At 70.1% G+C, this 24442-nt stretch carries 21 protein-coding genes; 8 read left to right on the top strand and 13 right to left on the bottom strand.

Annotated elements, in window-relative coordinates; genetic code table 11:
* Nucleotides 1-14: 14 nt before the first annotated feature.
* Nucleotides 15-2483 (bottom strand): ATP-dependent helicase, encoded by a 2469-nt coding sequence (locus ASG80_RS20820; protein WP_056734377.1) that lies wholly within the window; start codon nt 2481-2483, stop codon nt 15-17.
* A 61-nt stretch (nt 2484-2544) separates the two neighbouring features.
* A complete protein-coding gene (locus ASG80_RS20815; protein ID WP_056734375.1) occupies nt 2545-3564 on the bottom strand; it encodes a glycerophosphodiester phosphodiesterase family protein in 1020 nt (339 codons plus the stop codon).
* A gap of 156 nt (nt 3565-3720) precedes the next feature.
* Between ASG80_RS20815 and ASG80_RS20810 the strand changes: the two genes are divergently transcribed.
* Nucleotides 3721-4524, top strand: a complete 804-nt coding sequence (locus ASG80_RS20810; protein WP_056734373.1) for a Bax inhibitor-1/YccA family protein — start codon at nt 3721-3723, stop codon at nt 4522-4524.
* Nucleotides 4525-4602: 78 nt separating this feature from the next.
* Here the strand turns inward: ASG80_RS20810 and ASG80_RS20805 are convergent, their stop codons facing one another.
* Together ASG80_RS20805 and ASG80_RS20800 are read right to left on the bottom strand one after the other, a co-directional pair.
* A complete protein-coding gene (locus ASG80_RS20805) occupies nt 4603-5052 on the bottom strand; it encodes an SRPBCC family protein (RefSeq protein ID WP_056734371.1) in 450 nt (149 codons plus the stop codon).
* The gene (locus ASG80_RS20800) at nt 5052-5996 is read right to left on the bottom strand and encodes an L-lactate dehydrogenase (RefSeq protein ID WP_056734370.1); all 945 of its coding nucleotides are present in this window, start codon (nt 5994-5996) and stop codon (nt 5052-5054) included. The genes ASG80_RS20805 and ASG80_RS20800 overlap by 1 nt, the downstream gene beginning before the upstream one ends.
* A gap of 458 nt (nt 5997-6454) precedes the next feature.
* On the opposite strand from ASG80_RS20800, the gene ASG80_RS20795 reads away from it, so the two are divergent.
* Nucleotides 6455-7084 (top strand): TetR/AcrR family transcriptional regulator, encoded by a 630-nt coding sequence (locus ASG80_RS20795; RefSeq protein WP_056734368.1) that lies wholly within the window; start codon nt 6455-6457, stop codon nt 7082-7084.
* A gap of 10 nt (nt 7085-7094) precedes the next feature.
* The gene (locus ASG80_RS20790) at nt 7095-7811 is read left to right on the top strand and encodes a hypothetical protein (protein WP_056734367.1); all 717 of its coding nucleotides are present in this window, start codon (nt 7095-7097) and stop codon (nt 7809-7811) included.
* Nucleotides 7812-7850: 39 nt separating this feature from the next.
* Here the strand turns inward: ASG80_RS20790 and guaA are convergent, their stop codons facing one another.
* The 8 genes from guaA to ASG80_RS20750 form a co-directional block, all read right to left on the bottom strand.
* Nucleotides 7851-9458 (bottom strand): glutamine-hydrolyzing GMP synthase, encoded by a 1608-nt coding sequence (gene guaA / locus ASG80_RS20785; RefSeq protein WP_056734365.1) that lies wholly within the window; start codon nt 9456-9458, stop codon nt 7851-7853.
* A complete protein-coding gene (locus ASG80_RS20780; RefSeq protein ID WP_056734363.1) occupies nt 9455-9955 on the bottom strand; it encodes a DUF3817 domain-containing protein in 501 nt (166 codons plus the stop codon). The genes guaA and ASG80_RS20780 overlap by 4 nt, the downstream gene beginning before the upstream one ends.
* A 9-nt stretch (nt 9956-9964) precedes the next feature.
* Entirely contained in the window at nt 9965-10891 is a 927-nt protein-coding gene (locus tag ASG80_RS20775; protein ID WP_056734361.1) for a S1C family serine protease, read from the bottom strand.
* Nucleotides 10892-10962: 71 nt separating this feature from the next.
* A complete protein-coding gene (locus ASG80_RS20770) occupies nt 10963-11760 on the bottom strand; it encodes an SURF1 family protein (RefSeq protein WP_056734359.1) in 798 nt (265 codons plus the stop codon).
* Entirely contained in the window at nt 11760-12260 is a 501-nt protein-coding gene (locus tag ASG80_RS20765) for a cation:proton antiporter regulatory subunit (RefSeq protein WP_056734356.1), read from the bottom strand. Before ASG80_RS20765 ends, ASG80_RS20770 begins: the two co-directional genes overlap by 1 nt.
* A gap of 52 nt (nt 12261-12312) precedes the next feature.
* Nucleotides 12313-14058 (bottom strand): glycerol-3-phosphate dehydrogenase/oxidase, encoded by a 1746-nt coding sequence (locus ASG80_RS20760; protein WP_056734354.1) that lies wholly within the window; start codon nt 14056-14058, stop codon nt 12313-12315.
* A 143-nt stretch (nt 14059-14201) separates the two neighbouring features.
* Entirely contained in the window at nt 14202-15326 is a 1125-nt protein-coding gene (locus ASG80_RS20755; RefSeq protein ID WP_056734352.1) for a GuaB3 family IMP dehydrogenase-related protein, read from the bottom strand.
* A 42-nt stretch (nt 15327-15368) separates the two neighbouring features.
* Nucleotides 15369-17069, bottom strand: a complete 1701-nt coding sequence (locus tag ASG80_RS20750) for an ABC-F family ATP-binding cassette domain-containing protein (RefSeq protein ID WP_056734349.1) — start codon at nt 17067-17069, stop codon at nt 15369-15371.
* Nucleotides 17070-17200: 131 nt separating this feature from the next.
* On the opposite strand from ASG80_RS20750, the gene ASG80_RS20745 reads away from it, so the two are divergent.
* Nucleotides 17201-18361 carry a MalY/PatB family protein gene (locus ASG80_RS20745; RefSeq protein ID WP_056734347.1) on the top strand — a complete coding sequence of 387 codons (1161 nt, stop codon included), beginning with the start codon at nt 17201-17203 and terminating at the stop codon, nt 18359-18361.
* Between the two features lie 170 nt (nt 18362-18531).
* Here ASG80_RS20745 and guaB read toward each other — a convergent pair whose 3' ends face one another.
* A complete protein-coding gene (gene guaB, locus ASG80_RS20740; protein ID WP_056734345.1) occupies nt 18532-20034 on the bottom strand; it encodes an IMP dehydrogenase in 1503 nt (500 codons plus the stop codon).
* A gap of 337 nt (nt 20035-20371) precedes the next feature.
* Between guaB and ASG80_RS20735 the strand changes: the two genes are divergently transcribed.
* From ASG80_RS20735 to ASG80_RS20720, 4 genes are read left to right on the top strand one after another with little or no spacing between them, the layout of a single operon-like run.
* Nucleotides 20372-21595, top strand: coding sequence for a branched-chain amino acid ABC transporter permease (locus ASG80_RS20735; RefSeq protein ID WP_235508431.1), 1224 nt, complete (start codon nt 20372-20374; stop codon nt 21593-21595).
* Nucleotides 21596-21610: 15 nt separating this feature from the next.
* The gene (locus ASG80_RS20730; protein ID WP_056734655.1) at nt 21611-22591 is read left to right on the top strand and encodes a branched-chain amino acid ABC transporter permease; all 981 of its coding nucleotides are present in this window, start codon (nt 21611-21613) and stop codon (nt 22589-22591) included.
* Nucleotides 22581-23495: an ABC transporter ATP-binding protein gene (locus ASG80_RS20725; RefSeq protein WP_056734344.1), complete on the top strand. Its 915-nt coding sequence runs from the start codon at nt 22581-22583 to the stop codon at nt 23493-23495. The genes ASG80_RS20730 and ASG80_RS20725 overlap by 11 nt, the downstream gene beginning before the upstream one ends.
* Nucleotides 23482-24249 (top strand): ABC transporter ATP-binding protein, encoded by a 768-nt coding sequence (locus ASG80_RS20720; RefSeq protein WP_056734342.1) that lies wholly within the window; start codon nt 23482-23484, stop codon nt 24247-24249. Before ASG80_RS20725 ends, ASG80_RS20720 begins: the two co-directional genes overlap by 14 nt.
* Nucleotides 24250-24442 lie beyond the last annotated feature (193 nt).

The following is a 24442-nucleotide window of genomic DNA, read 5'->3' as shown; positions in this document are numbered from 1 at the left end:
GGCCGAAGGACGGGTCAGAGCTTCTCGATCGGCGCGATCTTGATCAGGAGCTTCTTCTGCCCGGCGTTGTCGAACGCCACGTGCGCGATGCGCTTGGTGCCCTCTCCGGTGACCTGCGTGACCCGCCCCTCGCCGAAGTCGACGTGCCGGATGCGGTCGCCGGCCGCGAGCGTGAGGTCGCCGTTGTCGCGCACCGTGCCGGTGACGCGATTCGCCCACTCGGTCTTGGGCGCGGCGCTCTTCGTGACGCTGAACCGCTCGAGGTCGCGGTCGCGGGTCCCCCACGCGCCGCCCTGGCCGTGTCCGCGGCGCGCGTTGAGGGCGCGCGGCTGCGTGCCGCCACGGGACGTGGCCATGCCGGGCGACTGCTTCCAGTCGATGAGCCCCTCGGGGATCTCCTGCAGGTAGCGCGACGGCATCGCCACGGCGACCTCGCCGAACTGCGCCCGGCTCATGGCGAGCGAGAGGAACAGCCGCTTGCGTGCGCGGGTGATGCCGACGTAGAACAGGCGGCGCTCCTCGGCGGGCCCGCCCGGCTCCGACGCCGACATCTGGTGCGGGAGCAGCCCCTCCTCGAGGCCCGTGAGGAACACCGCCTGGTACTCGAGCCCCTTCGCCGTGTGCAGCGTCATGAGCGACACGGTGCCAGATGCGTCGTCGATCTCGTCGGCGGCGGCGACGAGCGACACCTGGGTGAGGAAGTCGACGAGCGTGGCGCCCGGGTTCTCGCGGTCGAAGTCGCGGGTCTGGGCCACGAACTCCTCGACGTTCTCGGCGCGGGTCTCGTCTTGCGGGTCGCGGCTGTTGCGGAGGGTGTCGAGGAGTCCCGATCGCTCCACCAGGAACACCAGCACGTCGGAGACCTTCGAGGCGCCCTCGTTCGTGCCGGCGGCGAGTGCAGCGGCCGACGGCACGAGCATCGCGGCCGCCTCGTCGAGCACGTTCGCGAGGTTCGTGATCGCGCCGGTGACCTTCGGCCCAAGGCCGAGTCCGTCGGCGGCGCGCATCGCCTGCCTGAAGGACATGCCGTTCTGCTCGGCGAAACTCCCAAGTGCGGTTTCGGTGGCCGGGCCGATGCCGCGCTTCGGCGTGTTCAGGATGCGACGAAGGGCGAGCTCGTCGAGGGGGTTCGCGACGGCGATGAGGTAGGCCATCGCATCCTTGATCTCGGCCCGCTCGTAGAACTTCGTGCCCCCGATGACGCGGTAGGGCAGCGCCGAGCGCACGAAGATCTCCTCCAGCGCACGGGTCTGCGCGTTGGTGCGGTAGAACACGGCGATGTCGCGGTAGGCGACGCCCGCGCGGTGCAGGGCCTCGATCTCGTCGGCGACGAACTGCGCCTCGTCGTGCGCGGTGTAACCGGTGTAGCCGGTGATCTGCTCGCCAGCGCCGTCGGCCGTCCAGAGATTCTTCTCCTTACGATCGAAGTTGTTCGCGATGACGGCGTTCGCGGCGGAGAGGATGTTCTGCGTCGAGCGATAGTTCTGCTCGAGGAGCACGACCTTCGCGCCGGCGAAGTCCCGTTCGAACTCGACGATGTTGCGGATGTCGGCTCCGCGGAAGGCGTAGATGGACTGGTCGGAGTCGCCCACGACGGTGAGGCTCGCGCCGGGGATGCCGCCCGAGGCATCCGTCAATGCGGCGACGTTGACGCCGTGCTGCTCCATCTCGACCACCCGATCGGCCGGCACCGGCTGGGTGAGCTCGCGGATGAGCGCGTACTGCGCGTGATTCGTGTCCTGGTACTCGTCGACGAGGATGTGCCGGAACCGCCGCTGGTAGAGCGAGGCGACCTTGGGGAACGCGCGGAACAGGTACACCGTCTCGGCGATGAGGTCGTCGAAGTCGAGCGCGCTCGCGTCGCGCAGTCGTCGCGTGTACTGCCGGAAGATCTCGAGGAACATGACCTCGTTGGGGTCGTTCGTGTTCGCGTTGCGCGCGAACGACTCGACGTCGGCGAGTTCGTTCTTCAGCTTCGAGATGCGCGCCTGCGCGCCCGCGGGGGTGAACCCCATGGTGTCGGCGTCGAGTTCCTTGATGATGCGCTTCAGGATCGTGCGCTGGTCGGCCGAGTCGTAGATGGTGAACGTGGAGGTGAGCCCGATGGCCTCGGCCTCACGCCGCAGGATGCGCACGCACGCCGAGTGGAACGTCGAGATCCACATGCCGCTCGCGCCCTCGCCCAGCAGCGCCTCGACACGCTCGCGCATCTCCGCCGCGGCCTTGTTGGTGAACGTGATCGCGAGGATCTGGCTCGGCCATGCCTCGCGGCTCTCGATGAGGCTCGCGATGCGGTGCGTGAGCACGCGCGTCTTGCCGGAGCCCGCGCCCGCGACGATGAGCAGCGCCTGCCCGCGGTACTCCACGGCCTCGCGCTGCTCGGGGTTCAACCCGTCGGTGAGGCGGGAGCTCGCGGTGGCGGACGGTGCGGTGGGCGCCTCGCGCCAGCCGGCCGGGTCGTCGGGGTCGAGGATCAGCGTCATGTCCTGTCAAGTCTAGGCGTGGCATCCGACAGCGGCGCCCGTCCGCGCCGTCACGGACGCATCACGCCAGACGCGCCTCCACGCCGAGGTCGGGGTGGTCGACGAAGATCCCGTCGACGCCGGCGTCGATCACCCGGCGGAACTCCCCGAGCCAGTCGCCGTACGCCGATCGCATCGTGCCGCGCCGGTACTCCGCTGCGAGGAACCGGTTCTCGGGACGGAGCGTCCACGTGAAGACCTGCAGCCCCGCGGAGTGGGCGGCGTCGACGAGCTCCGAGCCGAACAGGGGCCCGGGCCGCCGCGCCGCGCCGAGCAGCCGGGCCTTGTCGACGCTCACCCCGTGCACCCGCCCGGCGAGGCCGAGCAGCCCCGCCTCGCTCACGAAGTCGTCGAATCTCGGTGCCGCCCGCCCCTCCGCGAGCACCACGTCGACGGGCGACCCCGTCGCCTCCACGAGGAACACGCGCGGTCCCCGGATGCCGCGTGCGCCGAGCCGGTCGAGCACGTCGAGCTCGAACGCCTCCATGATGAGGCGCTCGTCGCCGCCGCCCCACCCGGCGTCGTCGAGCTCGGCGGCGAACAGCTCGTCGAGCGGCAGCCCGAGCGCGGCGAAGTGGTTCGCGTGCTTGAACTCCGCCACCATGCGCAGCAGGCGGGCCTGCTCGTCGGCGGCGTTGTCGATGAGCTCGAACAGGTCCCGTAGCCGGATCAGCGGGAAGCGGTCGTCGAAGCTGGCGCTCGCCTGGCGCAGCGCCCCGAGCCGCTCCCGCGCGCGGAGCGTCGAGAGCTCGGCCCACGTGAAGTCCTCCGTGAACCAGCCGGTGATCGGCTTGCCATCGACCTCGCGCGTGGTGCGCTTCGACGCGAACTCGGGGCGCCCCGCGACATCCGTCGTGCCCGAGATCTCGTTCTCGTGCCGCAGCACGAGCACGCCGTCGCGCGTGGCGACGATGTCGGGCTCCACCGCGTCGGCGCCGAGCGCGAACGCGAGCTCGTAGGCGGAGCGCGTGTGCTCCGGCCTGTAGCCCGACGCGCCGCGATGACCGATGACGAAGGGGTGCGCGGCGGAGTCGTGCAGCATGCGCCCAAGCGTAGCCACGCGCCTCGCGGATACGCGGGAATCCGCCGAAGACTCAGGGCGTTATCACTGCTACGACCGGTAGATTGGATGCCGGCACGGATGCCGCATCCGGTCGCCTGTCTCCCGCACCGACGACAGCCGAAAGCAGAGGAACCCATGGCTCTCGACAATCCCGCATTCTCGCGGAATCCCGCCTTCTCGCAGCAGGGAGCCGTCGCAGCCGCACAGAACATGTCGGCGCAACAGCTCCAGGACCTGTACAACCAGCCGGCGACGCTGCCCGACCGCGAGGTCATGACCGTCGAGAACACCGTCGCGAAGACCGCAGGTTCGTTCGCCGTGCTGCTGGTCGGCGCCACCGTCGGGTGGCTGCTGACGCCCACCATGCCGTGGGTGTTCTGGGCCGGCGCGATCGTCGGGTTCGTGCTCGCGCTCGTCAACATCTTCAAGCGCGAGCCGTCGCCCGCGCTGATCCTCGCCTACGCCGGCGCCCAGGGCATCTTCCTCGGCGGCATCTCGCTGATCTACGAGACCGCGTACTCGGGCATCATCGCCCAGGCGGTGATCGGCACGATCGCCGTGTTCGGCGTCACCCTCGCGCTCTTCGCGAGCGGCAAGGTGCGCGCATCGAAGAAGGCCACCAAGGTCTTCCTCATCGCGATGGTCGGCTACCTCGTGTTCTCGCTCATCAACATGATCCTGATCTGGACCGGCGTGAACGACGACCCGTGGGGCCTCCTCGGCGCCGACATCTTCGGCATTCCGCTCGGCCTCGTGATCGGCGTGCTCGTGATCATCATGGCCGCGTACTCGCTGGTGCTCGACTTCGACATGATCCAGCAGGGCGTTCGCCACCGCGCCCCGAAGAAGTACGGCTGGACCGGCGCCTTCGGCATCATGGTCACCGTCATCTGGCTGTACCTCGAGATCCTCCGCTTCCTCGCGATCGCGCGCGACTAGCGAAACGGATGCCGCGGCGCTCGTGCCGCGCATGGAACGGCCGCCTTCGGGCGGCCGTTCTGCGTTTCCCGGCCGGATTCAGTCGCGTGCGAGTCGTTCAAGTCGCCGGATGTCCGCCCGGATCGCGCGCACGAGCATCCACCTCAGGAGCGGGGCGAACCAGCGCTCCGCACTGCGGGGCCGGATACGCACGTGGAACGTGAACACGCAGCTCCGCGCGTCGACGGGCTCGACGGAACGCCCGCCTTCCGCATCGATGCCCGACGTCGTCCGCCACGTGAATGCCCGTCCGAGATCGACGCTCGTCACGACCCCGCCATTGCGGTACGTCTGGCCTGCGAAGCGCATGACCTCTCGCGTCGTCGTGCCGACCCCGACGACTCCCGATGGGTCAGGGGCCATCGTCGCAACGCCGGCGCGCCAGAGCGGGTCGTTGTCGTAGTCGGCAACCACCGCCCAGACCTCGCTCGCGGGGCGGCCGACCTCACGGGAGAGCCGAAGGGAGATCTGCCTCATGGTCTGCGTCATCAGAGCCCGAGCGTCTCGAGCGACGCACGGATCGCGTCGGCCGACGCCCGCAGGAGAGCCGCCTCGTCGGACGACATCGGCGTCTCGGCCACCGGGAACGCACCGTCGCCGCCGACGACGCTCGGAATCGACAGGGCGACGCCATCGACGCCGCGGATGCCCCCGAGTACGGTGCTCACCGGCATCACCGCCCGCTCGTCGCGCACCACCGCCTCGACGATGCGCGCGCCCGCGAGGCCGATGGCGTAGTTCGTAGCGCCCTTGCCGCGAATGACCGTGTACGCGGCATCCCGCACCTCATGGGCGATCTTGTCGAGCTCGGGACGCGTGAACGGCTCGCCGCCGCGCCACTCCAGGATCGGCACAGGCCCGATACGAGCGTTCGACCAGAGCGGGAACTCGGTGTCGCCGTGCTCCCCCACGATGTCGGCGTGCACCGATGACGTGGTGATACCGGCGCGTCTCGCAAGCAACCACCGCAGGCGCGAGGTGTCGAGGACGGTGCCCGACCCGAACACTCGGTGCGCGGGCAGGCCCGAGATGCGTTGCGCCGCGACCGTGACCACGTCGACCGGATTGGTGACGAGCACGTACACCGCGTCGGGCGCCCGCTCGAGGAGCGCCGGCAGCAGTCCCTCGAGGATCCGCACGTTCGTGCCCGCCAGCTCGAGCCGCGTCTGCCCCGGCTGCTGTTTCGCGCCCGCCGTGATGACGACGACGTGCGACCCCTCGACGACCCCGAGGTCCGCGCCCCCTGTGACCGTCGACGTCGTGAACTGCGTGCCGTGCACGAGGTCGAGCACCTCGGCCTCGACCTTCTCCCGCGCGATGTCGTACAACGCCACCTCGCTCGCCGCGCCCCGGATGAGCGCCGCGTACGCGAGGCTCGTGCCGACACCCCCGGCGCCCACCACGGTCAGCTTCGTATCCTCGACCACACCCATGCCACGATCATGGCGGGAAACGTCTCGCCGAGTCGACCCCGGCAGCCGGCAGACGTCGAGGCGCATCGCAGGGTCATCGGACTGCACCGAGCACTCCGCCTGGCCGGACCAACCAGCCCTCGCCGCGCGACACCCCAGCACATGGGAAGTCTGACTCGCTCCCGCAGGCGACGGACTTCACGCCCCGGCAGACTCTGGCATTGATGCCATTTCAGCATCACTGCCAGAGCCTCTCGAACCGGTGCAACATCCCGTCGCGCTCGCCCCTTCGACAGGCTCCCGAGGGAGCCCGTGACACCCCCGGCACATGGGATGTGTGACCCGCGAGGTCGGCCGCCCGTCGGGGAGGATGGGACCGTGGCCCGCCTGTACGACGACGAGATGTTGCGCCGACATGCTGGCTAATGTAATTAGCTGTTACGCTATGGACATGAGCTTCGGATGTCTCGGTGCCGACCATGGCTAGGGCCGGCCTGTCACGCGACGAGGTCGTGCGCATCGCGTTGCGACAGGTCGACGAGGGCGGGCCGACGGGATTCGACGACCTCTCGCTCGCGCGGGTCGCTTCGGCCGCCGGCGTTGCGACCCCGAGCCTCTACAAGCACATCGCCTCGCTCGCGCGGCTGCGACAGGCGGTCTCGCTCGGGTGCACCCGCGAGTTCGCGGCCGTGTGCGCGGCGGCGAGCATCGGCCGGTCGGAGGCCGACGCGCTACGTTCGCTCGCGATCGCCATGCGCGACTTCGCCCGTGCCCACCCGGGCCGGTACGCGGCGGTGCAGGCCGGGCCCGACCCCGACGACCCGGAGCAGGCCGAGCTCCGAGCCGAGGCCGCGCGCGTGGTCGGCGTGATCGCCGCCGTGCTGCAGGGCTTCGGCCTGCCCGAGTCGAGCGCGATCGACGCGGTGCGCGCCGCACGTTCGGCGTTGCACGGGTTCGTCTCGATCGAGCTCGCCGGGGGGTTCCGACTCCCCGACGACCTCGACCGGAGCTTCGACATGCTCGTCGAGCTGCTCGTCGAAGGCTTCCGCGGACTCGCGAGCTCACCGGCTCGCGGCCCATCCGCCTCGTCCATCCCCTCACGCCCATAGGAGAATTGCCATGTCCGCCACAACCACAACACCCGCCGTCGCCGTCGCCGACCCGACCCGGGCCCCGTCGCCGGCCGTCGCGCGCTGGACCGCCGTCGCGTTCGCCGCCGCCGGCGTGCTCTGGGCGCTCTTCCCGCTGCTGCGTCCGTGGGCCGACAAGCTTCCCGTGTCGTCCGACGACCTCGCCGCAGCCTGGGCATCCGACGCCTGGATCTTCTCGCACCTCGCCGGCATCGCAGCCCTCGGCCTGCTCGCGCCGGCGCTGTTGGGACTGCGGCGCCTCCTGTCCGCCGCTCACGGTGGCCGCGGAGCGACCCTCCTCACCTGGGCGACCGCGCTCGCGTGGATCGGCGCAGCCGGCGCGTCGCTGTACTACGGCGCCGAGATCTTCGGCATCCGCACCTTCGCCGAGACAGCCCTCGAGCGCGACGACGCGAGCCTCCTCCTCGACGAGGTGCAGATGCTGCGCGAACAGCCGATGGCGGTCCTGCTGTTCGGCGTGGGGCTCCTGTTCGTCGCCGCGGCCGGCGTGCTCGCCGCCGTCGCGCTGTTCCGCGCCGGAACGCCATGGGCATGGACGGGCGTCGTGTTCGCGGTCGGGCTCGTGCTCGTGCTGCCGCAGTTCTTCGCCCCGCCCGCGATGCGCACGGCACACGGCGTGCTCTTCAGCGTCGGCTGCCTGCTCGTCGCGGTCGCCGTCACCCGGCTCCGCGCGCGGAATCGCTGACGGCCCCGGGCGAGCGGTGCTGCTCGACCGCCGCCGCGCTCACTCCCACTCGATGGTGCCCGGCGGCTTCGACGTGACGTCGAGCACCACGCGGTTGACCTCGGGCACCTCGTTCGTGATGCGGTTGGAGATGCGTGCGAGCACGTCGTAGGGCAGACGAGTCCAGTCGGCGGTCATCGCGTCCTCCGACGAGACCGGACGCAGCACGATCGGGTGGCCATAGGTACGGCCGTCGCCCTGCACTCCAACGGAGCGCACGTCGGCGAGGAGCACCACCGGGCACTGCCAGATCTGCTGGTCGAGTCCGGCGGCGGTGAGCTCGGCGCGCGCGATGGCATCGGCCTCGCGCAGCACCTCGAGCCGATCGCGCGTGACCTCGCCGACGATGCGGATCCCGAGGCCCGGCCCCGGGAACGGCTGGCGACCGACGATCGCCTCGGGCAGTCCGAGCTCGCGGCCGATCGCACGCACCTCGTCCTTGAAGAGGGTGCGCAACGGCTCGACGAGCTCGAATTGGAGGTCTTCGGGCAGGCCGCCGACGTTGTGGTGGCTCTTGATGTTCGCGGTGCCCGTGCCGCCGCCCGACTCCACGACGTCGGGGTAGAGCGTGCCCTGCACGAGGAAGCGGATCGGCTCGCCCGAGGCATCCGCTTCGGCGACGAGTTCGCGTTCGGCCTGCTCGAAGGCGCGGATGAACTCGCGGCCGATGATCTTGCGCTTCTGCTCGGGGTCGGTCACCCCGGCGAGCGCGTCGAGGAACGTGCCTGCCGCATCGACGGTGACGAGCCGGATGCCCGTCGCGCCGACGTAGTCCTCCTCGACCTGCCGGCGCTCGTCCTTGCGGAGCAGGCCGTGGTCGACGAACACGCAGACGAGCTGGTCGCCGACCGCCTCGTGCACGATCGCGGCGGCGACCGCGGAGTCGACGCCGCCCGAGAGGCCCGCGATGACCCTAGCCGAGCCGACCTGGGCACGGATGCGCTCGACCTGCTCGGCGATGACGTTGCCCGAATTCCAGTCGGCGGGGATGCCCGCGGCGCGATGCAGGAAGTTCTCGATGACGCGCTGGCCGAACTCGGAATGCTTCACCTCGGGGTGCCACTGCACGCCGTAGAAGCCCTGCTCGTCGTTCGCGAACGCCGCGACAGGCGTCGTGGCGGTCGAGGCCAGCACCTCGAAGCCCTCGGGCGCGCGGGAGACCGAGTCGCCGTGGCTCATCCACACGGTCTGCGCCTCGGGCTGGCCGGCGAGCAACGCGTTGTCGTCGTCGGTGCGTGCGGTGACGGCGGTCGAACCGTACTCGCGGTGGCCGGTGTGCGCGACCTCGCCGCCGAGCTGCTGGGCCATCACCTGGAAGCCGTAGCAGATGCCGAGCGTCGGAACGCCGAGCCGGAGGATGCCCTCGTCGAGCGCGGGCGCCCCCTGCTCGTAGACCGACGACGGTCCGCCCGAGAGCACGATGCCGACGGGGTTCTTGGCGCGCACCTCCTCGGCGGTGATCGTGTGCGGCACGATCTCCGAGTAGACGGATGCCTCTCGCACGCGCCGCGCGATCAGCTGGGCGTACTGCGCCCCGAAGTCGACGACGAGGACGGGGCGCTGCTCGGTCGGCTGTTCGGCCGGCTGCGCGGCGGGCTGGTCGGTCACTGCTGGGCCTCCACGGTGTCGCTGGTGCTGGTCGAGGCATCCGGCCCGGATGCCGCGGTGGACCCGGCCGACGCGGCCGACGCGGCCTCGGACTCGCGCGACGCGAGGTACGCCCCGACCTCGCGCCCGAATCGCGCCTCGAGGATGAACGAGAGGAACGGCACGACGCCGCCGAGGGCGATGACGATGAACCGAGTGAACGGCCAGCGCATGAGGCTCCACAGCCGGAAGTCGCTGAACAGGTACACGACGTAGAACCAGCCGTGCACGATGAGGATGCCCGTGGAGAGGTTCACCGCCGTCACGGTGTCGCCCGGCACGAAGGCGAGGAAGCCCTGCGATCCGCCGAGCTCGAGCTCCAGCCCGAACGCGTACTTCATGATCATCTCGGCGCAGAGCAGGAGCAGCAGCACGCCCGTGATGACCGCGGCCACCTGGTAGAAGCGGAGCGCCCCGCGAATGCGCGGCAGATCGGCGAGTTTCGGCTCGAGGGGCATGCGTCCAGTCTACGGCGCGTCGACGAGCTCCCTGGGCACGACGAAGACGTCGACGAGCGCTCCGTTGCGCCACACCGTCATCTCCAGCCGGCGGTCGATCGCGTCCTCGACCATGAGTCGTTGGATCGAGGTGGACGTCACGACGTCGTTCCCGTCGAGCGACACCACGATGTCGCCGCGGTGGACGTCCGCGAGATCGGCGGGGCTGTCGTGGGCGACGCCCGCGACCTGCAGCCCGGTCGGCGAGCCGATCCGCGCGGCGAGCTCGGGCGAGAGCTGCACGCGGGCGCCGACGATGCCGAGCCACGCGCGGCGCACCCGGCCGGTGCGCGTGAGCGTGGAGATGATGTCGCGCGTGGCGCGGTTGATCGGCACCGCGAGGCCGAGCCCGATCCCGGCGACCGCGGTGTTCACTCCGACCATTCGCCCCATGCCGTCGGCGAGGACGCCGCCGGAGTTGCCGGGATTCAGCGCGGCATCCGTCTGGATGACCTCGTCGATGACCCGGCCCGACGCGGTGGGCAGCGAGCGACCGAGGTTCGAGACGATGCCAGCCGTCACGCTGCCTGCGAGTCCCATCGGGTTGCCGAGCGCGACCACCAGTTGCCCGACGCGAAGGCCGGCCGCGTCGCCGAGCGGAACCGGCGGCGGCACCGTTCCTCGCGCGCGGAGCACGGCGAGGTCGGAGAGCACGTCGCGGCCGACGACGTCGACCGTCACGGAGGTGCCGTCGCCGAACGTCGCCTCGGCCGATCGCGCGCCGGCCACGACGTGCGCGCTCGTCAGCAGCACGCCGTCGTCGGAGATCACGCTCGCGCTCCCGGCGCCCCCACCGCGCGACGACCGCACGGCGAGGCTCGCGACGCTCGGCAGCACCTCGCGCGCCACGCGCGTGACGACGGCCGAGTAGGCGTCGAGCGGGTCTTCGCTGGTCACACGGAAATCATCACCCCGGGCGCGGTCGCCGGGGCCGGAGTTCGCCGCGGGCGGAACGGATGTCGCATCCGTCAGTCGGTGCCCTCGGCAGCACCGGATGCCGCGGGCTCCGCCTCGGGCTCCGCCTCGTCGCGCTCGCGTTCCACCGCGTCGCGCACGAGCCGGTACCAGAGGAAGATCGCGAACCCCGCGAACACCACCCACTCCACGGCGTAGAACACGTTGAGCAGGTTGAGCTCCACGGACTCCTCGGGCGGCGGCGACGAGATGGCGTCGAGGCCCGCCGGCGGATCGGCCGCGGTGACGTAGCCGAAGTACACGGGCCGGTCGTCGTAGTCCGCCCACAGGTTGATGAGCTGCGCCACGGCGACGGTCTGCATCGAGAACGGGTCGGCGTCCTCGTCTGGCACCATGGGCGCCTCGCTCGGCAGGAAGCGCCCGACCACCGTGACCTCGCCACCTGCGGCGGCGTCGAAGCGGTCAGCGGCCTCTCGCGCGGTATCGAGGTCGGGCGCCCAGCCGAGCGCGACGGGCAGGCCGCCTGGCTCGGCATCCGTCACCTCGAGGTGCGCGACCGGCCAGTAGCCCGCGACGCCGTCATTCAGCCGCCCTTCGACGATCACGGTGTCGCCCGCCACGAACGTGCCCGACACCTCGACGCGCTGGCCGGTGGCCGCCTGCTCGGTGGGGCCGTCGGGGGCGGCGACGTCGGCGAGCGGCCGCACCTCCTCCGTGGGTCGTTCCTCGACGACCGCCTGCTCGACCGCCCGCGCGAGCTGCCACTGGCCGAGCAGAGCGAAGCCGGCGGCGATGCCGAGGGCGGCGAGGAGCGCGAGCACCCACCTGGGGCGCAGCATCATCTGGAGCATCAGGCCTCGGAGCCCCCGGCCGAACCCTCGTGGATCGCGCGGAAGACGGCCTCGATCCCCTCGGTGGGACCGACGGCCACGATCGTGTCGCCGGGGCGCACGATGAAGTCGGGCGCCGGCGATGGGTGGGCGCGGTCGTCGCGCACCACGGCCACGATGGCCACCCCGGATGCCGCGGGCACCTGGCCGAGCGGGCGGTCGGCGATCGCGTCCTCAGCGTCGATCGTCACCCAGTCGATCGGCACGCCGGGGAGCTCGTCGAGCTCGGCGATGGACTCCACGATGCGCGTGCCGCCGAGCAGCTCCGCGACCGTGTGCGCCTCCTCCTCCTCGAGTCGCACCGTGATCGCCTCGTCGTCGTCGCGTGCACCGGCAGGGCGGCTCACGAGATCGCTCCTGCCCGTGCGGTGCGCGACGACCGCCACCTCGGCGCCGTCGGCCGTCGTGATGGAGTGCAGCACGCCGACCCCGGGGAGGGTGACCCGGCGGACATCAACCATGGCGCGGACTCCTCGGTCTCGAGTGCGTCCGCCCCAGTCTAGCCGCGCGGGATCAGTCCACCTTCACGATGTCGGGCGCCTCGAGCCGCACCCGGTCGGCGGACTCGTCGTCGGGCTGCTCCTGCGACGCGCGCTCCGCGGCGACGCGCTGCAGGTAGCGCTCGACCTCGAGCGCCTCCCGCGCCTCGTCCCAGCCGAGCACGCCGCCCATCAGCTTCGCGGCGACCGGGGCGGCGGACACGCCACGGTCCCAGGCCTCGATCGAGATGCGCGTGCGTCGGGCGAGCACGTCGTCGAGGTGCAGGGCGCCCTCGTGCGAGGCCGCGTAGACCACCTCGGCGCCGAGGTAGTCGTCGGCGCCGGGGAGGGGCTCGCCGAGCGCGGCATCCGACCTGATGAGGTCGAGCAGCTCGTCGGTCAGCGTGCCGTAGCGGTTCAGCAGGTGCTCGATGCGCACCTTGTGCACGTCGAACGCCCGGGCGATCTTGCCGCGCTTGTTCCACGCGGCCTGGTATCCCTCAGCGCCGAGCAGCGGGATCTCCTGGGTCGTCGACGGCGGCACGCGACCGTCGAGCGCGTCGGCCGCGGCATCGATCGCATCCTTCGCCATCACGCGATAGGTGGTCCACTTGCCGCCCGCCACGACCACGAGCCCGGGCACGGTGTGGGCCACGATGTGCTCGCGGGAGAGCTTCGACGTCTGGTCGTTCTCGCCGGCGAGCAGCGGCCGCAGGCCGGCGTACACGCCCTCCACGTCCTCGCGGGTGAGCGGCACGCTCAGCACGGCGTTCACGTGCTCGAGCAGGTAGTCGATGTCGGCGGCGGTGGCGGCGGGATGGGCCTTGTCGAGGTTCCAGTCGGTGTCGGTGGTGCCGATGAGCCAGTGGCGGCCCCACGGGATCACGAACAGCACGCTCTTCTCGGTGCGGAAGATCATGCCCATCGCCGACTGGATCCGGTCGCGCGGCACCACCAGGTGGATGCCCTTCGACGCGCGCACCTTGAAGGTGCCGCGCTCGCCCACCATGCGCTGCGTGTCATCGGTCCAGACGCCGGTGGCGTTCACGACCTGCTTCGCCCGCACCTCGAAGTGCTCGTCGGTCTGCAGGTCGTGCGCCTTCACACCGACGACGCGCTCGCCGACCTTGATGAAGCCCTCGACCTTCACGCGGCTCGCGACGTGCGCACCGTAGAACGAGGCGGTTCGAGCGAGGGATGCCACGTACCGGGCGTCGTCGACCTGGGCGTCGTAGTACGTCAGCCCGCCGACGAGTGCATTCGGGGAGAGCGACGGGATGGCGCGCAGCACCTGGCGCTTCGACAGGTGCCGGTGGTGCGGGACCCCGGGCGGCCTGCCGCCGGTGTAGCTGAAGATGTCGTACAGCATCATGCCCGCGCCGACATAGAACCGCTCGAAGACGCGCTTCTGCACCGGGTAGAGGAAGCGCACGGGCTTCACGAGGTGCGGGGCGATGCGCTGGAGCAGCAGCCCGCGCTCGATGAGCGCCTCGCGCACCAGCCGGAAATCGAGCTGCTCGAGGTAGCGGATGCCGCCGTGCACGAGCTTCGACGAACGGCTCGACGTGCCCGACGCCCAGTCGCGGGCCTCGAGCAGGCCGGTCGACAGCCCGCGCGTCACGGCGTCGAGCGCGGCACCGGTGCCGACGATGCCGCCGCCGACCACCAGGATGTCGAGCTCCTTCTGCTTGAGGCGCGCGATCGCGGCGTCGCGTTCCTCCGGCCCGAGCTTCGTCGAACGCGCCACCGACTTCCGAGTCGCCGACCTCTGAGTCGCCATCGTCGCTCCCCATCCCCGCGACCGCACAGGCGGACGCGTGATCGGGTTCCACGCTACCCGAGCTTCCGCGGGTTGAGGAGCCCACGCAGCGGGCGTCTCGAATCCGTCGGGTGGAGGAGCCCGCGCAGCGGGCGCCTCGACTCCTAGGCCCCCGTGTAGGGCGCCACCACGACCTCGACCCGCTGGAACTCCTTGAGGTCGGAGTACCCGGTGGTCGCCATCGAACGGCGCAGCGCGCCCACGAGGTTGGCGGTGCCGTCGGCGGCGGGAGCCGGCCCGTAGAGCACCTCCTCGAGCGAGGCGACCTGGCCCACGTGCACGCGCTGGCCGCGCGGGAGCTTGGTGTGGTGCGCCTCTGCGCCCCAGTGGTACCCGCCTCCGGGGGCGTCGGTCGCGCGCGCGAGGGCGGCCCCGAGCATCACCGCGTCGGCGCCGCAGGCGACGGCCTTCACGATGTCGCCCGACTTGCCGACTCCGCCGTCGGCGATGACGTGCACGTAGCGGCCGCCGGACTCGTCGAGGTAGTCGCGACGCGCGCCCGCGACATCCGCCACCGCCGTCGCCATGGGCGCGTGGATGCCGAGCGTCGCACGCGTGGTCGACGCCGCGCCGCCGCCGAAGCCGACGAGCACGCCCGCCGCGCCCGTGCGCATGAGGTGCAGTGCGGCCGTGTACGTGGCCGCGCCGCCCACGATGACCGGCACGTCGAGCTCGTAGATGAACTTCTTGAGGTTCAGCGGCTCGACGTTCTTCGAGACGTGCTCGGCCGACACGGTGGTGCCCCGGATGACAAAGAGGTCGACGCCGGCAGCGACGACGGTCTCGTAGAGCTCCTGCGTGCGCTGCGGCGAGAGCGCGCCGGCGACGGTCACGCCGGCCGCGCGGATCTCGGCGAGGCGTGCCGTCACGAGGTCGGGCTTGATGGGCTCGGCGTACAGCTGCTGCATCCGTGCCGTCGCCCGCTCGGGCCTGAGGCCGCGGATCTCGACGAGCACGGGTTCGGGGTCCTCGTAGCGGGTCCAGAGCCCCTCGAGGTCGAGCACGCCGAGGCCGCCGAGCTGGCCCATCATGATCGCCGTGCGCGGCGACACCACCGAGTCCATGGGGGCCGCGAGGAACGGGATGTCGAACTGGTAGGCGTCGATCGACCAGCCGACCGAGACGTCCTCGGGGTCGCGCGTGCGCCGGCTCGGCACGATGGCGATGTCGTCGAACGCGTAGACGCGACGGCCCCGCTTGGAGCGGCCGATCTCGATCTCCTGGGTCACCCTTCAACCCTAGCGAACGGGTCCCCTGCCTACGGCTGACCTTCAGCGCTCCCTTGCGACCCGCGCCTCGTCCCAGGCCGGGGCATCCGTCTCGACGACCTCGCCGTCGGAGCGGAACACCACGAACCGGTCGAAGCTGCGCGTGAACCAGCGGTCGTGCGTCACCGCGAGCACCGTGCCGTCGAACCGCGAGAGCGCATCTTCGAGCGCCTCCGCCGAGACGAGGTCGAGGTTGTCGGTGGGCTCGTCGAGCAGCAGCAGCGTGGCGCCCGAGAGCTCGAGCAACAGGATCTGCAGCCGCGCCTGCTGACCACCCGACAGCGACTCGAACCGCTGCCCGGCGGATGCCGCGAGGCCGTACCGGTCGAGGGCGGAGCTCGCCGCCTCGCGCGCCATGCCCTCGCGGTTCGCGTCGCCGCGATGCAGGATGTCGAGCAGTGTGCGCCCGCGGAACTCCGGATGCTCGTGGTTCTGCGCGAACCATCCCGGCACGACCCGCGCGCCGAGCACGGCGCGACCCTCGTGCGGCACGTGGGCGAGCGTCTCGCCCACGGTCGTGACGTGCCCGAGGGTGCGGTCGGGCTCGGTGCCGCCGCCCGCGAGCAGGCGCAGGAAGTGCGACTTGCCGGAGCCGTTGGAACCGAGCACCGCGACCCGGTCGCCGTACCAGACCTCGAGGTCGAACGGCTTCATGAGCCCTGAGAGCTCGAGGCCATCGCACACCACCGCGCGCTTGCCGGTGCGCGACCCGCGCAGTCGCATGGAGACGGCGCGCGCCGGCGGCCGTTCCTCGGGCGGACCGGCCTCCTCGAACTTGCGCAGGCGCGTCACCGCCGCCTGGTAGCGCGAGGCCATGCCGTCGTTGTACTTCGCCTTCACCTTGAGCGTCGCGACGAGCGTCTTCAGGGCGGCATGCTGCTCGTCCCACCGCCTGCGCAGCTCGTCGAGCCGTGCGAACCGCTCCTCGCGCGCCTCGTGGTAGCCCTCGAAACTGCCGCCGTGCACCCATGCGGTGTTGCCGGCTGCCCCGAGCTCGAGCGTCACGATGCGGTCGGCCGCGCGCGCCAGCAGCTCGCGGTCGTGCGAGACGAGCAGCACGGTCTTGGGCGTGGAGCGCAGCTCGGCCTCGAGCCAGCGCTTGCCGGGCACGTCGAGCGAGTTGTCGGGCTCGTCGAGCAACAGCACCTGCTCGGGCCCGCGCAGCAGCGCCTCGAGCGCGAGCCGCTTCTGCTCTCCGCCCGAGAGGCTGACGAGATCCCGCCACCTCGCCCGTTCGAAAGGGATCCCGAGCGCGGCCATCGTGCAGTGGTCCCAGACGACTTCCTGGTCGTAGCCCCCGGCCTCCGCATACTCGGCGAGCGCGGTCGCATACCGCATCTGCGTCGTGGTGTCGTCGCGTTCGATGAGCGCATCCTCGGATGCCTCGAGCTCGAGCGCCGCGTCGCGCACCCGTCGAGGCGCCACCGACACGAGCAGGCCGGCAACCGTCTGCGCGACCCCAGGCGTCGTGCTTCCCGTGCCGACGAACTGGTCCATCACGCCGAGCCCGCCGTCGACCTGCACGCTTCCCTCGTCGGGCCTGAGCTCGCCGCGGATGACGCGCAGCAGCGTCGACTTGCCGGCCCCGTTCGCCCCGATGAGCGCGGTGGTGCGCCCCTCGCTCACACGGAACGCGAGGTCGGTGAGCAGCGGCCGGCCGTCCGGCAGCGAGAGGGAGACGCCGTTGACGTCGATGAAGCCCATGGGTGTTCCGTTCGATTCACGGCATCGGCCGCGGCGCACTGGGGCAGCCGATCAGACTACCGCCGCGGGGCATCCGGCGCCACCATCGAATCGTCCGTGCCGCCGCGCCGACGATCGGGCATGCTGGGAATATGCAACGCATCGCCGCGGACCCGATCGATCTCCTGCGGACGAGAACGAGCTCCAAGTGGCGGACGTTCCCCGCCGACGTGCTGCCGCTGCCAATCGCCGAGATGGACTACCCCCTCGCCGAGCCGATCGCCGATGCCCTCATCGCGGCCGTACACCGCTCCGACACCGGGTACAACGCGGGCAGCCGGCCCGTGGCCGAGGCGTTCCAGGGGTTCGCCGCGTCGAGGCTCGGCTGGGACGTCGACCCCGCTCGCGTCACCTGCACTGCCGACGTCAGCCTGGGGATCGTCGAGGTGCTCCGGCGGGTGACGAACCCCGGGGACGGCGTCGTCATCACCTCGCCCATCTACCCGCCGTTCTTCGACCTCGTCACCGAGGCCGGCGGCCGCGTGGTCGAAGTCCCGATGGCCGGCGGGATCGACGAGGGCTGGGAGTTCGACCTGCTCGGGATCGAGGCCGCCTTCGCGGGGGGCGCCCGCGCCATGATCCTGTGCAACCCGCACAACCCCATCGGCTGGGTGCCCGACCGCGGCTCGCTCGCCGCCCTCGCCGATCTCGCAGCGGGGTTCGGCGTGACGATCGTCGCCGACGAGGTGCACGGGCCGCTGGTGCAGCCGGGCACGACGTACACGCCCTTCCTCATGGTCTCGGATGCCGCCCGCGATCACGGCATCGCCGTCACCGCCGCGAGCAAGGCCTTCAACCTCGCGGGACTGAAGTGCGCCCTCGTCGTCACGGCGAGCGAACGCGGGGACCGCGTGAGGACGTCCTTCCCGTACGAGGTCGAATGGCGCATGGGCCAGTTCGGGGCGCTCGCCTCGATCGCCGCGTTCCGGGACGGCGGTCCGTGGCTCGACGGCGTGCTCGCGAGCCTGGACGACAATCGGCGGCTCCTCGCCGACCTCCTCGCCGAGGAGCTGCCCGGCGTGCGCTACCGGATGCCCGACGCCACCTACCTCGCGTGGCTCGACCTCACGGCGCTCGGCTGGGGCGACGACCCCGCCTCCTACGCACTGGAGCACGCCAGGGTCGCCCTCGAGCCGGGACCCAAGTTCGGAGCGGTCGTCGGCCGCGGGCATGCGCGGCTCAACTTCGCGTGCACGCCGGAGGTGCTGGACGAGGCGGTGACGCGGCTGGCGGAGGCAAGAGTCGCTCGTTGAGGAGCCGCGGAGGGGCAGCTCGAAACCGGCCGACCCGTCCCGCACCAGTGCGTCGGCGTCTCGTCCTGGGTCTGCCGCGGCACGCTTCGCAACGCTGGCGCGTCGCGAACGCTACGGCTGCCGCCCTTCTGACGGAAGCGTGTCGCGGCTCCGCCGCGCCACGCTGACCGTCAGCGAGTGTAGTTGGGCGCCTCGACGACGATCTGCACGTCGTGCGGGTGCGACTCCTTCAGGCCGGCCGGCGTGATGCGCACGAACCTGCCCTTCTCCTTCAGCTCGGGGATGGTGCGGGCGCCGACGTAGAACATCGACTGACGCAGTCCGCCGACGAGCTGGTACGCCACCGCCGACACCGGGCCGCGGAACGGCACCTGGCCCTCGATGCCCTCTGGGATGAGCTTGTCGTCCGACGGGACGTCCGCCTGGAAGTAGCGGTCCTTGGAGTACGACGTATTCTTGCCGCGGGTCTGGAGCGCACCGAGCGAACCCATGCCGCGATAGGTCTTGAACTGCTTGCCGTTCTGGAAGACGAGCTCGCCCGGGCTCTCGGCCGTGCCCGCGAGGAGCGAGCCGAGCATCACGGTGTCGGCACCGGCGACGAGCGCCTTCGCGATGTCGCCGGAGTACTGCAGGCCGCCGTCCGCGATGAGCGGAACACCCGCCGGCCGCGTGGCCTTCGACGCCTCGTACACGGCGGTGACCTGGGGCACGCCGACCCCTGCGACGACGCGCGTCGTGCAGATCGAGCCTGGACCGACGCCCACCTTCACGGCGTCGGCACCCGCGTCGACGAGCGCCTGCGCGCCCTCCCGTGTGGCGACGTTGCCGCCGATCACGTCGATGTGGGCGAAGCTCGGATCCGACTTGAGGCGGCGGATGATGTCGAGCACGCCGGCGCTCTCGCCGTTGGCGGTGTCGACGACGAGCACGTCGACGCCCGCGTCGCGAAGCGCCTCGGCACGCTCCCATGCGTCGCCGAAGAAGCCCATGGCCGCGCCCACGCGCAGGCGTCCCTCGGCGTCCTTCGTGGCGTTCGGGTACTGCTCGGACTTGTCGAAGTCCTTCACCGTGATGAGGCCGGTGAGGCGGCCCGCGCCGTCGACCAGGGGGAGCTTCTCCACCTTGTGCTGCGCGAAGATGGCGATCGCCTCGTCGGGGTCCATGCCGACGCGGCCCGTGATGAGCGGCATCTTCGTCATCACGTCGCGCACATACGTCGAGGGCTTCTCGAAGTCGGAGACGAAGCGCATGTCGCGGTTCGTGATGATGCCCAGCAGCACGCCCTCGCCGTCGACCACGGGGAGGCCGCTCACGCGGTAGGTCGCGCACAACCGGTCGACTTCGGCGACCGTGGCGTCGGGCGTCGTCGTGACCGGGTTCGAGACCATGCCCGACTCGCTGCGCTTCACGCGGTCGACCATGTCGGCCTGCTCGGCGATGGAGAGATTGCGATGCAGGATGCCGATGCCGCCCTGCCTGGCCATGGCGATGGCCATGCGCGCCTCGGTGACCGTGTCCATCGCGGCGGACAGCAGCGGCGTCGCGACGTCGATGCGGCGAGTCAGGCGCGAGGTCGTGTCGGCCTCGCTCGGGATCACGTCGGTGTGACCTGGCAGCAGCAGGACGTCGTCGTAGGTCAGTCCTGTGAATCCGAACGGATCTGCCTGATCCATCTCTTCCCTTCGTTCCGAAGTCGGGGTGCGCACCCCGGAGTGGAGGCCTCGCGGGGATATTCAATGTTAAGCGAGTTTGCGCGGCAGGCATTCCACGGATAACAATCGAGGGCCATTGTGCTCATGGATGAAACACTTGGGACATAATCGGCACGTACTGTCGACGATGACGTCGATGGGAAAGACCGGACCGGGAAGGCCAACAGCCTCCGGGACCCTTGGAGGTGCAGTGGAACCCACGCAATCAGTCGCCACACGGTCACCCGGGAGGTGGCTCATCCTCCTCGGAATCCTGTTGTCCGCACTCACTCTGTCCGGCATCGCAGCGTCCCCTGCGATGGCGGAGGATGGGAGTACGGGCGCAGCGGCATCCGAGGAAGAGGAGTTCGAGTACTTCTTCACGGGCAACGTGACCTTCGAGGATGAACCGATCGAAGGCGTTCGTATCACGGTCGAGGGCGGCGGCTTCGAGGCCGAGACCGAGACGGACGCCGACGGCAGGTGGCGCATCGGCGTCCCCGAGAAGGGCGAGTACGAGATCACGCTCGACGAGGACACCCTCCCCGAGGGCGTCGTCGTCGCCGAGGGCGAGGCGACCGTCACGTCCGAGTTCGGGCTCACCAAGCTCAGGGCGGTGAACTTCTTCCTCGGCGAGGGTCAGCGAACCACCACAGACTTTTCGGCGCAGGTGCTCATCCGGTTCATCAACGGCCTGAACTTCGGACTCCTCCTCGCCCTTGCGGCGATCGGGCTCTCGCTGATCTTCGGCACGACTGGGCTCTCGAACTTCGCCCACGCCGAGATGGTCACGTTCGGCGCCTTGATGGTGCTCACGTTCGGCGTGGATCTCGCGTTGCCGATCTGGCTCGCGATCATCATCGCCATCGTGCTGAGCGCCGGCCTGGGCTGGACGTTGGATGCCGTGATCTGGAAGCCGCTCCGGCGGCGAGGGGTCGCGCTGATCCCGCTCATGATCGTGAGCATCGGCCTGTCGCTCGCGATCCGGTACACCTACCAGTTCTTCTACGGCGGCTCGACCAGGCAGTTGCCGGGCGCGACGATCCCGTCCGACATCCACCTCGGGCCGATCACGCTCTCCTGGATCGACGTCGCGAGCATGGCGACGAGCATCGTGGTGCTTCTCGCGGTCGCGTACTTCCTGCTGCGCACGCGCCTCGGCAAGGCCACCCGCGCGGTGTCCGACAACGCGAGCCTCGCCGCGGCGAGCGGCATCGACGTCGACCGCGTCATCCGCATCGTCTGGGTGACCGGTGCGGCGCTGGCCGGCCTCTCCGGCATCCTCTGGGCCTACTTCCGGCCGGGCGTGAGCTGGGACATGGGCTTCCAGATCCTGCTGCTCATCTTCGCCGCGGTCACGCTCGGTGGTCTCGGCACTGCGTTCGGCGCCTTGGTGGGCTCCCTGGTCGTGGGTATCTTCATCGAGATGTCGACGCTGTGGCTGCCATCCGACATGAAGTACGTGGGCGCACTGATCGTGCTGATCCTCGTGCTGCTGTTCCGACCGCAGGGCATCCTCGGTCGCCGCGAGAGAATCGGCTAAGGAGGACCGAACATGATCGATTGGCTTGCAATCTTCTCCAACGCGGCGCAGGAGGTCATCAGCCCCACCACCGCGGCCTACGCACTCGCCGCCCTGGGCCTGGCGATCCACTTCGGCTACACGGGCCTCCTGAACTTCGGTCAGGCGGGCTTCATCGCCCTCGGCGCATACGGCTACGCGATCTCCATCCTCTCGTTCGGGTTCCCCGTGTGGGCGGCCGTGCTCGTGGCCGTCGGGGCATCCGTGATCTTCGCCCTGATCCTCGGTATTCCGACGCTGCGCCTCCGGGCCGACTACCTCGCGATCGTCACGATCGCCGCGGCGGAGATCCTGCGGCTCATCTTCACGACGAACACCTTCGACGCGCTCACGGGCTCGGCGAGCGGCCTGCAGGGCTACAAGGACGGCTTCGCAGCTCTGAACCCGATTCCACCTGGCAGCTACGGCTTCGGCCCGTTCACGTACAACGCGTTCGACTGGTGGATCCGCATCGTGGGCTGGACGCTCGTGGTCATCTTCGCCGTGATCACCTGGCTCATCATGCGCAGCCCTTGGGGCCGCGTCATCAAGGGCATCCGGGAAGACGAGGACGCCGTCCGCGCCCTCGGCAAGAACGTCTACTCGTACAAGATGCAGAGCCTCATCCTGGGTGGCGTGTACGGGACCATCGCGGGCATGATCTTCATCATGCCGCGAGCGGTGGTGCCGGCGAACTACCAGACGTCGCTCACGTTCTTCGTCTACGCGATCCTGCTGCTCGGTGGAGCGGCCACGATCCTGGGGCCGGTCATCGGGTCGATGATATTCTGGGTATTGATCTCCTTCTTCTCGGGCTTCGTCGCCCGTGCGGTGGAGGCGGGCTGGCTCCCCTTCATGTCGCAGGTGCAGGCCGGCCAGCTCAGGTTCATCCTTGTCGGCGTCGCGATCATGTTGATCGTGGTGTTCATGCCCCAGGGCATCTTCGGAAACAAGAAGGAGTTGGCCTTTGTCAAGTAACGTCACTCCCACGTCCAAGCCGGTGAAGACCACGGGCCTCCACGTGGGCGACGCGGGCCCGGGCTGCCGCAAGGTCGACCCGATCCTCATCGCCGACAGTGTGAAGCGCACCTTCGGCGGCCTCACCGCCGTCGACGTCGAGCACGTCGAGGTCCCACGCGGTGCGATCACGGCCCTCATCGGCCCGAACGGTGCCGGCAAGACCACGTTCTTCAACCTGCTCACGGGCTTCGACAAGCCCGACGAGGGCAAGTGGGAGTTCGACGGTCGTTCGCTCGCGCACGTGCCCGCCTACCGGGTGGCGCGCATGGGGCTCATCCGCACCTTCCAGCTCACCAAGGCGCTCGGCCTCCTCACCGTCTTGGACAACATGAAGCTCGGTGCGAAGGGGCAGTCGGGCGAGAACCTGTTCCGCTCGCTGCTGCCATTCATCTGGCGCAAGCAGGAGGACGAGATCGACGCCAAGGCGGTCGAACTCCTCGGTCGGTTCAAGCTGGACACCAAGAAGGACGACTATGCGGCGAGCCTCTCCGGGGGCCAGCGCAAGCTCCTCGAGATGGCCAGGGCGCTCATGAGCGACCCGACGCTCGTGATGCTCGACGAGCCGATGGCGGGCGTCAACCCGGCGCTCACGCAGTCCCTGCTCGACCACATCCTCAACCTGAAGTCGCAGGGCATGACCGTGCTCTTCGTCGAGCACGACATGCACATGGTGCGCCACATCGCCGACTGGGTCCTCGTCATGGCGGAGGGCAAGATCGTCGCAGAGGGCGACCCGCACACGGTCATGGAGGACCCGGCCGTGATCGACGCCTACCTCGGCGCCCACCACGACGCCGACCTCGGCGCAACGGACACCGAGCACGTCGAGGTCTTGAAGGAGCTCATCGATGACGAACAGTGAACCCACCGCCGGCGCCGTGCTCGAACCCGTCGCCGAGCCGGTCGTCGAGGTCGAGACGGTCACGGCGGGCTACCTGCCCGGCGTGAATATCCTGAACTCCTGCTCCCTCCTTGCGAGGCAGGGCGAGCTCATCGGCATCATCGGACCGAACGGCGCCGGAAAGTCGACGCTCCTAAAGTCGATCTTCGGACTCGTGAAGGTGCGCGAGGGCGCCGTCCGCCTGAACGGCGAGGAGATCACCAACCAGAAGGCGAACAAGCTGGTCGCGAAGGGCGTCGGCTTCGTGCCGCAGACGAACAACGTGTTCCCCTCGCTCACGATCCAGGAGAACCTCGAGATGGGCCTCTTCCAGAAGCCCAAGGGGCTGAAGGAGCGATTGGCGTTCGTCACCGAGATCTTCCCCGAGCTCGGCAAGCGACTCGGCCAGCGGGCGGGCTCCCTCTCGGGCGGTGAGCGCCAGATGGTCGCCATGTCCCGTGCGCTCATGATGGGGCCGCACGTCCTGCTCCTCGATGAGCCCTCCGCGGGGCTGTCGCCGGTGCGTCAGGACGAGGCGTTCCTGCGTGTCAAGGAGATCAACCGTGCGGGCGTCACGACCATCATGGTCGAGCAGAACGCCCGCCGCTGCCTGCAGATCTGCGACCGCGGCTACGTGCTCGACCAGGGCCGCGATGCGTACACGGGCACCGGTCGCGACCTGCTGAACGACCCGAAAGTCATCGGCTTGTACCTGGGCACGCTCGGGCAGGACTGACCCGACCGAACCCGAAGGGGGCGGATGCCTGAACTGCTCCCCGGGAGTTGGACTGAGAAATTCAGTTCCGATTCCCGGGGAGCAGTTGTATGCATCCACGAAGTTTGTTGTCTGAGGGGCAGCGCAGCAGGCGGTAGCGTTGTTTGAGCAGGGGTTCGCCGAGGTTGCCGTCGCGTCGCGGTTGCGGGTGAGC

Source organism: Agromyces sp. Soil535, assembly GCF_001428255.1.
In the GTDB taxonomy this organism is placed as follows: domain Bacteria; phylum Actinomycetota; class Actinomycetes; order Actinomycetales; family Microbacteriaceae; genus Agromyces.
Note: the sequence above shows the minus strand (reverse complement) of the source record. Positions and strands in the feature narration are given on the sequence as shown.